The sequence below is a fragment of the Stenotrophomonas maltophilia genome (assembly GCF_002799245.1).
In the GTDB taxonomy this organism is placed as follows: domain Bacteria; phylum Pseudomonadota; class Gammaproteobacteria; order Xanthomonadales; family Xanthomonadaceae; genus Stenotrophomonas; species Stenotrophomonas maltophilia_S.
The window spans coordinates 242,174-255,264 of the sequence record NZ_NEQV01000001.1; the positions used below are offsets into that span (position 1 = coordinate 242,174).

The window sequence follows — 13,091 nt, forward strand, 5'->3', positions numbered from 1 at the left end:
CCATGGTAATCCTATGGCACGGGGACAAAGCCGCCGCAGGGCCCTATGCTCAGGGTTTGACCCTGTACAGGAACGCCGATGCGCCCGCATCTTCTTGCCCTCGCCCTGGTCGCCGCCCTCGCCGGTTGCCAGCCGGCCGACGCCCCGACCAACGGTTCAACCCCAGCCGCCAGCCAGCAGGCCGGCGACGCGGCGGTCGATGCCGCCTTCGCCGATCTGTCCAAGCGTGCCCTGGACACCTGGATGCAGCTGTCTCCGGTCAGCGCCACCCAGATCGGTGACCATCGCTACGACAGCGAGCTGGACGACCTGAGTGCCGCCGGCCAGCAGAAGACCGTGGCCGCCTACAAGGCGCTGCTGGGCGAGCTGGACAAGATCGAGGTGGCCAAGCTGGGCCGCGAGAACCAGGTGGACGCAGCGATCCTGCGCAACCAGCTGCAGTCGGAGATCTGGAACGCCGAAGTGCTGCAGTCCGCCAAGTGGGACCCGCAGCTGTACAACGGCATCGCCGGCAGTGCGATCTACGGCCTGATGGCCCGCGAGTTCGCGCCGCTGCCGGAGCGCCTGAAGTCGGCCACCGCGCGCATGGAAAAGCTGCCGGCGATCTTCGCCCAGGCACGCGAGAACCTGGACCCGGCGCGCGTGCCGAAGATCCATGCCGAGACGGTGGCCAAGCAGAACAAGGGCATCCTCAGCATCGTCGATACGTTCATCACCCCGCACATCGGCGAACTCCCGCAGGCCGACCAGCAGCGCCTGCAGGCCGCCATCGACGGCCTGAAGAAGGCCGTGGACGAGCAGCAGACCTGGCTGGACAAGACCCTGGTGCCGAATGCCAAGGGCGACTTCCGCATCGGTGCGGAAAAGTACGACCAGAAGCTGAAGTTCGCGCTGAGCTCCTCGTTGTCGCGCCAGGAGATCGGTGAGCGTGCGCGCGCCGAACTCAAGCGCGTGCGCGAAGACATGTACGGCATCGCGCAGACCGTGCTGAAGGACAAGCCCGGTGCGCCGGAGATGCCGGCCCAGCCGACCGACGAGCAGCAGCAGAAGGCGATCGAGGCCGCACTGGAACTGGCCTACGCCGACAAGCCGGCACGCGACAAGGTGGTCGACGATGCCAAGGCCGCGCTGGAGCAGTCCACCGCGTTCGTGCGCGAGCACGACCTGGTGACCCTGCCCGACGCGCCGGTGGACATCATCCTGATGCCGGAATTCCAGCGTGGCGTGGCCGTGGCCTACTGCGATTCGCCGGGCCCGCTGGACAAGAACCTGAAGACCTTCTACGCCGTCTCTCCGATTCCGGACGACTGGAACGAGAAGCAGGTCGACTCGTTCCTGCGTGAATACAACTCGCGCATGATCCACCTGCTGAGCATCCACGAAGGCACCCCGGGCCATTACCTGGAAGGCTGGCACTCGGCCAAGTTCCCCTCCACCCTGCGTGCGGTACTGCGTTCGGGCCTGTTCGCCGAAGGCTGGGCGGTCTACACCGAGCGCATGATGCAGGAGCAGGGCTACCTCAACAACGACCCGCTGTTCCATCTGGTGCAGCTGAAGTTCTACCTGCGCACGATCTCCAACGCGATCCTCGACCAGGGCGTGCACGTGGACAACTGGGATCGCGAGAAGGCGATGCACCTGATGACCCACGACGCCTTCCAGCAGGAAAGCGAAGCGGCCGGCAAGTGGGTGCGCGCGCAGCTGACGTCGGCGCAGCTGCCGACCTACTTCGTCGGTGCGCAGGAACACTTCGACACCCGCAAGGCGGTGCAGGAGAAGCTGGGCGACAAGTTCAACCTGAAGGCGTACCACGACCAGGTGCTGTCCTACGGCGCACCGCCGGTGCGTTTCGCACGCCAGCTGATGCTGGACCAGCCGATCGAGTGATCGGGCGCGGGGCTGAATGCCCCGCGGGTCTGACAGCACCTCACGGCCCGGGCTTCCCGGGCCGTTCTCGTTTGAAGCGCCCGACTGCCTCACATCCGGTGTATGTACAGCTTCCCGGCATGGCTGCGGAGATCAAGAAAGTACTTCGCCTTGCAGCCCCGGCATGCCACTGGATGCATTTCATCAAATCCACGCTGGTTCTCCAGCGCGACGGCCAGTATGGGATGCCCGCAGTCGAAACAGCAGAATGCAATGTTGTTGCCATGGGGATCGGCGTAAATCTGGTCGCCATAGTGATCCATCACCAGGAAGTCTGTGATTTTCATGATCGATCTCCGGAGTAGGTGAGCCACCCGCAGACTACATCGCCACCCCGCTGCCCAGAAGGGCACGCGTCGGCTACAGGGCAACGCATCCTTCCAGCCACGCTGGAGCCGCTCAGGTCCTGAACAGTTGCATATCGAGCGTGCGTGACCTCACACCTGGCGAACGACTCCGGGCGCATCGTTCGCCGGGTTCCCCCTTCCGCCGGCATCCATGTCTCTCCCCCTGTTCCGTCTTGCACTGCTACCCGCGCTGCTGGTCAGTGCCTGCGCCCTCGCCGCCTGCCCGCCGCCACCGGCGGGACAGCCCGACATCCGCGCCCTGGGTTACTACACCGACAAGGCGGGTTCGGTGATCGACCCGGCACTGCACCAGCAGAACAAGGACGCCACCGCGCCACTGGACCGCTATGCCGCCGAGGTGGCGCGCATGAGCGACGACTACCTGCGCGACGGGGATCCAGCCACCGCGCAGTGCACGCTGGCCTGGCTCGGCGCCTGGGCAAAAGACGGCGCGATGCTCGGGCAGATGGTGCGGGTCAACAACGACCAGTCGTTCTACATGCGGCAGTGGATGCTCGATGCGGTAGCGATGGCCTACCTGAAGGTGCACGACCAGGCCGATGCCCGGCAGCGCGCGCGTATCGACCCGTGGCTGAAGCAGCTGGCGCACGCCAACCTGGCGTACTGGGACAACCCGAAACGGCGCCGCAACAATCACTACTACTGGGGAGGCCTGGGCGTGCTGGCGACCGGCCTGGCCACCGATGACGACGCCCTGTGGCAGGCCGGCCACGCCGCGTTCCAGGCAGGTATCGATGCCATCCAGGACGATGGCAGCCTGCCGCTGGAAATGACCCGCGGGCAACGTGCCCTGCACTACCACGACTACGCGTTGGCGCCACTGGTGATGATGGCCGAGCTGGCGCGCCTGCGCGGCCAGGACTGGTATGCCAGCAAGGACCATGCAATCGACCGCCTTGCCCGCCGGGTCATCGAAGGCAGCGAGGACCCCGTGTGGTTCAACCAGCACACCGGTGTGGCACAACTGCCGCTGCAGGCCAGCGGCTGGGTCGAGTTCTACCGGTTGCGGTCACCCGATGGCGGCCTGTTCGATGCCGCACATGCACACGGGCCGTTCCACTCCCCACGGCTGGGCGGCGACCTTACGTTGATGGCTACGCATGGCATCGTGCGCTCGCCGTTGCGATAGCTCCCTGTTTCAGCGACCGGCCCGCTGCAGCAGCTGCTGGAACTGCGCACGGCTGCAGCCCTGCCGGTCACAGCCCGGCAAGGGCAGTGCGACGCGCCCCGGCGGCTGTGCCCCGGTCAGCGGCAATGCATCGCGCAGCTGCGCGGTGGTCGGGTAGACGTAGGCCAGGCGGAAACGCGGGTCACCGCTACTGCGTTCGCGCCAACGCTCGAACTGCAGCAGGCCACCGATCGGGGTCTTCTCGTACTGGCCCGGCAGCAGGTAGTCACCGATTCCCAACGCCGCCAGCAGCGAACCGATATTGGAATCATGACCGACCAGCAGGGTCACCTTCGGCGACGCCGGATCGTCAAGCAAGGCGCCCACCCGTACCAGCAGTGGAGCTGCCACATCCCGCGCCACCTCGGGCGTTCCGAACAGGATGTCCTGGTAGCGGTTGCGGATCTGCGCCAACGCCTGCCACTGCGCCTCGCTGTTCAACCGCCCCCAGCCTTCGTGCGGCGTACCGCTTCCCTGGTAGTGGCCCATCAACAAGGCATCGACCAGCCCGCTGGCCAAGGCCAGTGAACCGGAGGCGCGCGGCTCCTTGACCGGCTGCACGCTGAAGGTCGTGCCGGCCAGCATCAGATGGCAGTCGCTGTGCCCCGCACAGGCGGCCGACCGCGGGTAGAGGGTGATCTGCTCCAGCACGGACAGTGCCGGTGCCAGATCCGATTCGGCCATCGCCTGCTGCATCGCCAGCAGCGCGCGCTCACGGAAGGCCGCGTCACCGTTGTGGATCACCGGGTCGAACAGCGGATCCATCGTGCCCAGCGCCATGCGCTGTTCGACCGTGACATGGCAACCCGGGAATGCGCCGGCAATGAAGAACTGCGCGGTGGCCTGGGTGCGCTGCAGGCTGTTGGCATGGGCGTGGAAGTCAGCCGGCTGCGGGCAACCGGACACCGGCAGCAGCTGCGCCTGGCGCAGCCACTGGCCCATGTAGCGGCCCATGTAGACCTCCAGCACGCCGCCCTTGGTGGTCAGCTCGCCTGCAGCGACGTCCCAGCCTGGCCAGCGCTCCGGAGTGGCATTGGCAAGAGCGCCCGATGCCACCACCGGCGCGCGCAGGTTGTGGCGGCTGAGCAGGACGACCTGCTCGAGCTGGTCGCCCTCCACTGAGGCCGTCGACGCGGTTGCGGTCGTGGTGGCCAGACCGAGTGCCAGCAGCAGGGCGTGCAGGGGGCGGATCATGCAGGTCTCCGGAAACACGTTGGGGTCAGAGCCCTTTCCTACGAAAAGGGATCCGACCGCAAGGGATACATGGCTGGGGTCGGATCCTTCTCGCAGAGAAGGCTCCGACCCCGAAAGCAATCATTGGTCGGCAGCCACAAAACCACCTGTCTGCCGCGCCCACAACCGCGCATACAGGCCACCGCTGGCAATCAGTTCGGCGTGGGTGCCGGTCTCGACGATGCGGCCCTGGTCCATCACCACCAGCCGGTCCATGCGTGCGATGGTCGACAGCCGGTGCGCGATCGCGATCACCGTCTTGCCGCCCATCAGCTGGTCCAGGCTGTCCTGGATCGCGGCTTCCACTTCCGAGTCCAGCGCCGAAGTCGCTTCGTCCAGCACCAGGATCGGCGCGTCCTTCAGCAGCACGCGGGCAATGGCGATGCGCTGGCGCTGGCCCCCCGACAGCTTCACGCCACGCTCGCCGACATGTGCGTCGTAGCCACGACGTCCCTGCCCGTCCACCAGCGTATCGATGAAGCTCTCGGCACGCGCCTTGGCCACGGCAGCGCGCAACTGCTCATCGGTCGCATCGGGACGGCCGTACAGCAGGTTGTCGCGGATCGAGCGATGCAGCAACGAGGTGTCCTGGGTGACCACGCCGATCTGCTGGCGCAGGCTTTCCTGGGTGACGTACGCAATGTCCTGGTCGTCGATCAGGATGCGGCCGCTTTCCAGGTCGTACAGGCGCAGCAGCACGTTGACCAGGGTCGACTTGCCGGCACCGGACGGACCAACCAGGCCGATCTTCTCGCCCGGCTTCACCACCAGGTCGAGGCCGGCGATCACGCCACCCTTCTTGCCGTAGTGGAAGTGGATGTCCTGGAAGTGCACGCCACCACGAGACACCTGCAACGGCACCGCATCCTCGCGGTCCTGCACGGTCAGCGGCTGGGCGATGGTGGTGATGCCATCCTGCACCGTGCCGATGTCCTCGAAGATGCCGTTGATGGTCCACATGATCCAGCCGGACATGTTGTGGATGCGGATCACCAGGCCGGTCGCAAGCGTGATCGCACCGACGGTGATGTGGCCGCCATTCCACAGCCACAGCGCGAGCCCGCAGGTACCGGCAATCAGGAAGCCGTTGACGATGGCGATGGCCAGGTCCATGCCGGTGGTCACCCGGGTCTGCGCGCGGTGCTTGACCGCCAGTTCCTGGATCGACTCGGCCACGTAGGCCTGCTCGCGCCCGCCATGGGCGAACAGCTTCAACGTGGGAATGTTGGTGTAGCCATCGACGATGCGGCCCATCGCCTTGGAACGCGCTTCGGAAGCAATCCAGGCCCGCTCCTTCGCGCGCGGCACGAAGTAGACCATGATCACCGCATAGGCCAGCAGCCACAGGATCAGCGGCACCATCAGCCGCCAGTCGGCCTGCGCGAACAGGTACAGCGCCGTGCCGGTGTAGACCACGATGTACCAGAGCGAGTCGACCATCTGCACCGCCGACTCGCGCAGCGAGGTACCGGTCTGCATCACCCGGTTGGCCACGCTGCCGGCGAAGTCGTTCTGGAAGAAGCTCAGGCTCTGCCGCACCACGTAGTTGTGCATCAACCAGCGCGAGCGGTTGCTCAGGCCGGGCACGATGGCCTGGTTGACCAGCAGGTTGTGCAGGCCGACCAGGATCGGCCGCGCGATGACCGTGATGAACAGCATCCAGCCCAGCTCATTGGCATGGCGCGTGAAGAAGCCGGCCCCGGGTTGCTCGGCGACCATGTCGACGATGCGGCCCAGGTAGTCGAACATCGCCACTTCCACCAGCGCCAGCAGCAGGCCGGCGATCAGGGTGGCCAGCAGCACCGGCCACACCGGGCGCAGGTAGTGCAGGTAGAACGGCAGCACCTTGCGCGGTGGCATGCGCCCATCCACGGGCGGGAAGACCGGGATCAGGGATTCAAACCAACGGAACATCGCATTCCCTCGCCATCAATAGCCGGCGGAGTATCCCACGCCGCATGTGTACGCCGGCCGACGATGCCCGCTCCGCCCGGGGTAGTCGCCCACCCTGGTGGGCGCCGTAGCGCACGCCGACCCGGGTCGGCATCTACCGGTCAGTCGGGGTGAACAGCAGGTCCTGGAAATCGAAGCTGAAATCGGTCAGGTCGGAGATCGACTGCATGCGCACGTCGCTCACCTTGCCGTCCGGGTCCAGGTTGAAATTCACGAACGCGTCGGCATTGAGCGAACGGTCGTCCCAGCGCACGATGAAGGTGTCGTGCTGCCAGTGCTCCAGGCGCCCGCTCAGCTGCGCGGTCTTCATGAAGCGAAGGCGCAGGCCCTTGCCCTCGGCACGGATCTGCATGTCGCCATACCAGCGGTCGCGGTACGTGCCGGTGTAGCCGGCCAGTGCCAGCGACGGCTTGCTGCCCTTGTCGCGCGCACTCTGGTGCTTGGCCCAGGCCTCGTCGGCCTTGTCCTGGCCCTTGGCCACGGCCTTGGCATAGGCGTCCACCCAATCGTGCTTTTCTCCGCCCAGGTAAGCGTCAAGCACGCTCAGGGTGATCGCATTGAAGGCCGCGCCCACTTCCTGGTTGGTCAGCACCACCACGCCCAGCTTCTCGCCCGGCACCAGGGTCAACCGCGAGACCATGCCCGGCCAGCCACCGGTATGCCAGACCAGTTTCTGGCCGCGGTAGTCACTCAGGCTCCAGCCCTCGCCATAGCCGGCAAAGTTGGCCCGCGCCGGTGCCAGCTCCGGCACGCTCGGCGCCGGGATCGACTGCGGCGTGATCATCCGCCACATCTGCTGCTGGCTCTTTTCACTGAACAGCACAGTGCCATCGGCCAGCTTGCCTTCGGCCAGCTGCACCTGCATCCAGCGCGCCATGTCGTGCGCACTGGAATAGATGCCACCGGCGCCGGCATTGTTCGACCAGGTCAGCGGTGCCACCGTGCGCAGGTCCTTGAAATCGTACTTGGCGTGGCCGACCGCCGCCCTGTCACCCGGCTTCAGGTGGTCGGCGTTGTAGCGCGTGCCGGCCATGCCCACCTTGTCGAAGATGCGGGTCTGCAGGAACTGCTGGTAACTCATGCCGGAGACGTGCTCGATCACCTGCTGGGCGACCGCGTACAGGATGTTGTCGTAGGCATAGCTCTCGCGGAAGCCGCCCTTCAGCGGCACCTTGCCCAGCCGCTGTACCACTTCGGCATTGCTGTAGGAGGTGGTCGGCCAGAACAGCAGGTCACCGGCGCCCAGGCTCAGGCCGCTGCGATGCGACAACAGGTCACGGATGGTCATCTGCCCGGTCACGAACGGATCGGACATGCGGAACGACGGCAGGTGGTCGATCACCTTGTCGTCCATCTTCAGCTTGCCCTCTTCTGCCAGCAGGTTCAGCGAGGTGGCGGTGAACGCCTTGGTATTGGAGGCGATGGCAAACAGCGTGTCGGCCTGCACCGGTTCCGGCCTGCCCTGCTCGCGCAGGCCCCAGCCACGCTCCAGCACCACCTGGCCATCCTTGACCACGGCCACGGCGATGCCGGGCACGTCGAACTGCGCGCGCACGCGCTCGACGGTCGCATCCAGGTCCTGCAGCGGCGGCGGGGTCGCCGCGCTTGCCATGGTCGTGCACGCCAGCAGCACGGCACCTCCGATCCAGGTATTCATCCAGCACGATCTCCGAACAGGGGTGGCGGCCGTGTGCAGGCCGTCACCGGGGTTTCGCGGGATGGTAACGGTCGCCGATGCACCCTGCCGTGTGCCATAGGAGGGGTGTCATGGGCGGGAACGGCCAACCGAACAACGGCTCCACCATCATTCCATGCCTGCGCTACCGCGATGCGCTGGCCGCGATCGACTGGCTGCAGCGCGCCTTCGGCTTCCATGCCCAGGCCGTGTACGCCGACGGCGATACCGTGTTCCACGCGCAGCTGACCTTCGGCTCCGGCATGATCATGCTGGGCTCGGCCAGCAACCAGAGCGCCTGGAGCGAACACGCGGCCCTGCCCGACGAGGTGGGTGGCCGCCAGACCCAGAGCGCCTGCGTGATCGTCACCGATGCCGACGCCCATTACGCGCGGGCCAAGGCCGCCGGCGCGCGCATCGTCATCGACATCGCCGACCAGGACTATGGTGGTCGTGGCTACGCCTGCGCCGATCCGGAAGGCTACCTGTGGTGGTTCGGCAGCTACGACCCCTGGCGCGCGGACCACGGCCAGTGACTGCGGCTACCGGCCAGGCAGCGATCCGCTGTGGTATCGGTGGCTGGGTGTTTCCCGAATGGCGCGGCGGCGTCTTCTATCCGGCGGGCCTGCCGCAGCGCGAGGAACTGGCCCATGCCAGCCGCGCCCTGCGCTGCATCGAGATCAACGGCACCTTCTATCGCACGCCGACTGCGGCCCAGTGCGCGCAATGGGCCGCGCAGACGCCGGATGGCTTCCGTTTCTCGATGAAGGCGCCGCGCTACCTGGTGCAGCGCCGCGACCTGTCCAGCACCGTGGAAGCGGCCACGCCGTTCCTGCAGGCGGCACTCGCGCTCGGGGACCGGCTCGGCCCCTTGCTGTGGCAGTTCGAGCCGCGCCATCCGGCCGGCGCCGATGCATTGGAGGCATTGATGGCACAGCTGCCGAAGCAGCGGGAGGGGGTGCTGCTGCAACACGCGCTGGAGGTGCGCAACGCCGAGGCGCATGGCCCGGCGCTGGTCGCCGCCGCGCGCCGCCACGGCGTGGCGCTGGTGATCGAGGACAGCGACGAGGCACCGTTGCACGGCGATGTCAGTGCTGGCTTTGTCTATGCGCGGATCAAGCGCAGCCAGGCGCGCCTGAAGGAGGGCCTGCCGGTACCCGTGCAGCAACGCTGGACGGAACGCGCGCAGCGCTGGTCACGCGGCCAGCCGGTGGCCGACCTGCCCTGCGTGGCCGGACCGGCTCCGGAAACCCCGCGCGAGGTCTACCTGCTGTGCATCGGCGCGGACAAGGCACGCAACCCGGCAGCGGCGATGGCCCTGCAGCGGCGGGTGGACACGCCCAGCAATCGCTCAGGCGGATAGCGCTGCGGGCTTCACCTTGCCGCACAATAGGCGGATGAGCACACCCGACACCCGCAAAGCGCTGTGGCAGATCCATTTCTGTGTCCTGCTGTGGGGCGTCACCGCCATCCTCGGCAAGTTGATCACCCTGCCCGCACTGCCGCTGGTGTGGTGGCGCATGCTGCTGGTGACGGCCATGCTGGCCCTGCTGCCGCGGGTCTGGCGTGGGTTGCGCACCCTGCCCCTGCGGCTGGTGGCGGGCTACGCCGGCATCGGCGCGCTGGTTGCCCTGCACTGGCTGACGTTCTACGGCGCGGTGAAGCTGGCCAATGCCTCGGTGGCCGCCACCTGCATCGCACTGGCGCCGGTGTTCACCTCGATCATCGAGCCATGGGTGGCCAAGCGGCCGTTCCAGCTGCGTGAGCTGGCGTTCGGCCTGGCGGTGCTGCCGGGTGTTGCGCTGGTGGTCGGTGGCGTGCCCGATGGCATGCGCCTGGGTGTCCTGATCGGTGCGATATCGGCGCTGCTGGTGGCCGTGTTCGGCTCGCTCAACAAGCGCATGGTCAGCCATGCCGATCCGCTCACGGTCACCGCACTGGAACTGGGTGCCGGCACCCTCACCCTGACCCTGCTGGCGCCGCTGATGCCCTACCTGCTGCCAGCGCTGGCCAGCCCGCTATGGGTGGTCCCGAACCTGCACGACGGCATCCTGCTGCTGGTGCTGGCCGGGTTCTGCACGCTGCTGCCGTTCGCCCTGGCACTGGTCGCGCTGCGCCACCTGAGCGCCTACACGGTGCAGCTGGTGACCAACCTGGAGCCGGTCTACGCGGTGGTGCTGGCGGTGCTGCTGCTGCGCGAGCAGCACGAAGTCACCCCATGGTTCTACCTGGGCGTGGCGATCATCGTCGGCGCGGTATTCCTCCATCCGCTGCTGAACCGCCGCAAGCCGGTGCAGCATCCGGAGATCCTCGGTACTGCCGAAGCACGCAACATCGCCGACTGAGCGCATCCACGTCGGGCGTGGATTGCCGGTATCAACGCTGTGGCCAGTGCCATGCCGGGGCATCCAGCAGGCCCTGCCCGCTCAGCAGCGTGCGCCCCTGTTCCTTGTACAGATGCAGCGAATGGCACCCCGGTGCCTGTTCCAACGCCGCGATCAGGCGGCTGGCGTGCGACACCACCCATACCTGGCTGCGCGCACTGGCCGCGATGATCAGCCGCGCCAGCGCCGGCAGCAGGTCCGGATGCAGGCTGGTCTCCGGCTCGTTGAGCACCAGCAGTGGCGGCGGGCGTGGCGTGTGCAACGCCGCGGCCAGCAGCAGGAAGCGCAACGTGCCGTCGGAGAGTTCGGCCATCGACAATGGCCGCAGCAGCCCCGGCTGGTGGAAACGCAGGGCCAAGCGGCCATCCAGCTCCTCGAAGCCGACCGTGGCGCCCGGGAACGCATCGTCGACGCTGCGTGCCAACGCAACCGCGTCACCGATCTCGAGAATGGTCACCCAGGCCGCAGCCAGATCCCGGCCATCGTGATGCAGCACCGGCGTGCGCGTGGCCATCGCCGGCTGCCGCGCCGGGGCATCGGCATCGCTGCGGAAATGATCATAGAAGCGCCAGCAACGGATGTACTCACGCAAGGTGATCGTTTCCGGCATGCGCTGCGGATCGCCGACCTGGGTGAACAGGCTGTCGAACAGTGACAACCGGTCATCGACCAGATCCCAGCCGCGCGCGTGGCGCTGCCGCACCATCGCCCCGCGACGATCGACCAGCAGGTTGGCGCTGCGCAGAAACGGCCCCGCCCAGATCGCCTCGGCCTTGATCTGCGGGTCCAGTGCAAACGCCGATCGGCTGGGTGGCGGGTAGCCGAGATCAATGGCATAGCCGAATTCGTCGGTGGTGAAGCCCAGTTTCAGCCCGACCGACGCCTGCCGGGGCCCGCCCTGCAGCGGAATCTCGCCGGCCGCAACCCGGCGATCGATGGATTCAGGGCCCGCCCACAGCGCCGAACCGAGCCCACCTTCGCGGGCCAGTACCGCCGCGACTCCGCCCTGTGCGGTCTCCGCCAGCAGGCGCAGCGCGCGGTACAGGCTGGACTTGCCACTGCCATTGTCACCGGTAACCACATTCAACTGCTGCAGTGGCAGTACCAGCCCATGCAGCGAGCGATAGTGGGCGATGGCCAGGGTCTGCAGCATGGTCGTCGTCCGTGGGAACAGGACCGCCATGCTGGCACAGCGGAATCGCAGGGAGTGCGACGCGTACGGTACTGGAGGGGGTGTTTCAGCCCGCCAGTTCCACCCGGTTGCGGCCATTGCCCTTGGCCCGGTACAACGCCTTGTCGGCACGCGCCAACGTGTCGTCCACGCTTTCGCCGGGCTGGTGCTGGGCAACACCGATACTGATCGTCACCGGGAATCCCAGCGGAAGATCGGCCACAGCCAGGCGCAGGAACTCGCAATGTCGCTCGGCGGTGCGCAGGTCGCTGCCCGGCATCACCGCCACGAATTCCTCGCCGCCATAGCGCGCGGCCATGCCGCGGCCAGCGAAATGCGAGCGCAGCAGCACGCCCAGCTCGGCCAGCACGCGGTCGCCGGTGGCGTGGCCCTGGAAGTCGTTGATGTGCTTGAAATGATCGATGTCCAGCAGCGCGACGCAGGCCACGCCGGTTTGATCTCCGGTCGCCGCCACCGCCTCTTCCAGCGCGGCCGCCATCGCGCGGCGGTTCGGCAGGCCGGTCAACGCGTCGGTGCGGCTCTGCTCGGCCAGGTCGGCATTCTGCGCCAGCAGCACGTCCTGGTATTCCGACAGCAGGCGCTCGTAGTCATCGCGTTCCAGCATGTGTTTCTGGATGTCGAGCGCGAAGCGGCGCAGCTCCATCACCAGCATCACCTGCCGCGACAGCGCGGCCAGCGCCTCGGCCTTGTCGCTTGCAAAGTGCTGCGGCTGCGCATCGAACACGCACAGCGTGCCCAGTGGCAGGCCATCGGAGCTGATCAGTGGCGCGCCGGCATAGAAGCGGATGTGCGGATCCCCCACCACCACCGGGTTGTCGTGGAAGCGGATGTCCTCCAGCGCATCCTCGACCACCATGATCTGCTGCGGCTGCAGGATCGCGTGGCCGCACATCGATTCGCTGCGCAGGTTTTCCGCCGCGTCGATGCCCTGGATCGACTTGAACCATTGCCGCTCGACATCGATCAGGGTCACTGCCGCCATCGAGGTACCGCAGACCGCCTTGGCGATCACCACAAGGTCGTCGAAGGATCTTTCACGCTCCGAATCGAGGATGCGGTAGCGGTACAGCGCCTCAAGCCGAAGGGCTTCATTGGCGGGCTTGTCGGGCTTGATCATGCAGCGTCACGTTCCGGCAGGTCACCGCGAAGTCTAGCCGATGTAGAACCGGGCCCATGCCCGGCTGCGCCCGGG

At 67.0% G+C, this 13,091-nt stretch carries 11 protein-coding genes; 5 read left to right on the forward strand and 6 right to left on the reverse strand.

The window, feature by feature from the left end; genetic code table 11:
* The first annotated feature begins 78 nt into the window (after positions 1-78).
* Positions 79-1,887 (forward strand): DUF885 domain-containing protein, encoded by a 1,809-nt coding sequence (locus tag B9Y64_RS01215; protein ID WP_100439168.1) that lies wholly within the window; start codon positions 79-81, stop codon positions 1,885-1,887.
* A gap of 89 nt (positions 1,888-1,976) precedes the next feature.
* Here B9Y64_RS01215 and B9Y64_RS01220 read toward each other — a convergent pair whose 3' ends face one another.
* Positions 1,977-2,213 carry a hypothetical protein gene (locus B9Y64_RS01220; RefSeq protein WP_100439169.1) on the reverse strand — a complete coding sequence of 79 codons (237 nt, stop codon included), beginning with the start codon at positions 2,211-2,213 and terminating at the stop codon, positions 1,977-1,979.
* A gap of 211 nt (positions 2,214-2,424) precedes the next feature.
* Here B9Y64_RS01220 and B9Y64_RS01225 point away from each other — a divergent pair, with 211 nt between their 5' ends.
* Positions 2,425-3,423 carry a polysaccharide lyase gene (locus tag B9Y64_RS01225; RefSeq protein WP_100439170.1) on the forward strand — a complete coding sequence of 333 codons (999 nt, stop codon included), beginning with the start codon at positions 2,425-2,427 and terminating at the stop codon, positions 3,421-3,423.
* Positions 3,424-3,432: 9 nt separating this feature from the next.
* On the opposite strand, the gene agp is transcribed toward B9Y64_RS01225, so the two are convergent.
* The 3 genes from agp to B9Y64_RS01240 form a co-directional block, all read right to left on the reverse strand.
* The gene (agp, locus tag B9Y64_RS01230) at positions 3,433-4,656 is read right to left on the reverse strand and encodes a bifunctional glucose-1-phosphatase/inositol phosphatase (protein WP_100439171.1); all 1,224 of its coding nucleotides are present in this window, start codon (positions 4,654-4,656) and stop codon (positions 3,433-3,435) included.
* 120 nt (positions 4,657-4,776) lie between these two features.
* Entirely contained in the window at positions 4,777-6,609 is a 1,833-nt protein-coding gene (gene smrA, locus B9Y64_RS01235) for a multidrug efflux ABC transporter SmrA (protein WP_100439172.1), read from the reverse strand.
* A 133-nt stretch (positions 6,610-6,742) separates the two neighbouring features.
* Positions 6,743-8,305, reverse strand: coding sequence for a serine hydrolase (locus tag B9Y64_RS01240; RefSeq protein WP_100439173.1), 1,563 nt, complete (start codon positions 8,303-8,305; stop codon positions 6,743-6,745).
* A gap of 110 nt (positions 8,306-8,415) precedes the next feature.
* Between B9Y64_RS01240 and B9Y64_RS01245 the strand changes: the two genes are divergently transcribed.
* Genes B9Y64_RS01245 through B9Y64_RS01255 form a run of 3 tightly spaced genes read left to right on the forward strand, consistent with a single transcriptional unit; the run spans position 8,416 to position 10,668 of the window.
* Complete coding sequence (locus B9Y64_RS01245) at positions 8,416-8,859, forward strand: VOC family protein (protein ID WP_100439174.1); 444 nt, start codon at positions 8,416-8,418, stop codon at positions 8,857-8,859.
* A complete protein-coding gene (locus B9Y64_RS01250; protein ID WP_100439175.1) occupies positions 8,856-9,686 on the forward strand; it encodes a DUF72 domain-containing protein in 831 nt (276 codons plus the stop codon). Before B9Y64_RS01245 ends, B9Y64_RS01250 begins: the two co-directional genes overlap by 4 nt.
* A 34-nt stretch (positions 9,687-9,720) precedes the next feature.
* Positions 9,721-10,668 carry a DMT family transporter gene (locus B9Y64_RS01255; RefSeq protein ID WP_100439176.1) on the forward strand — a complete coding sequence of 316 codons (948 nt, stop codon included), beginning with the start codon at positions 9,721-9,723 and terminating at the stop codon, positions 10,666-10,668.
* A gap of 31 nt (positions 10,669-10,699) precedes the next feature.
* Here B9Y64_RS01255 and B9Y64_RS01260 read toward each other — a convergent pair whose 3' ends face one another.
* Together B9Y64_RS01260 and B9Y64_RS01265 are read right to left on the reverse strand one after the other, a co-directional pair.
* Positions 10,700-11,860 (reverse strand): AAA family ATPase, encoded by a 1,161-nt coding sequence (locus tag B9Y64_RS01260; RefSeq protein ID WP_100439177.1) that lies wholly within the window; start codon positions 11,858-11,860, stop codon positions 10,700-10,702.
* An 85-nt stretch (positions 11,861-11,945) separates the two neighbouring features.
* Positions 11,946-13,016, reverse strand: coding sequence for a GGDEF domain-containing protein (locus B9Y64_RS01265; RefSeq protein WP_100439178.1), 1,071 nt, complete (start codon positions 13,014-13,016; stop codon positions 11,946-11,948).
* Positions 13,017-13,091: the final 75 nt, after the last annotated feature.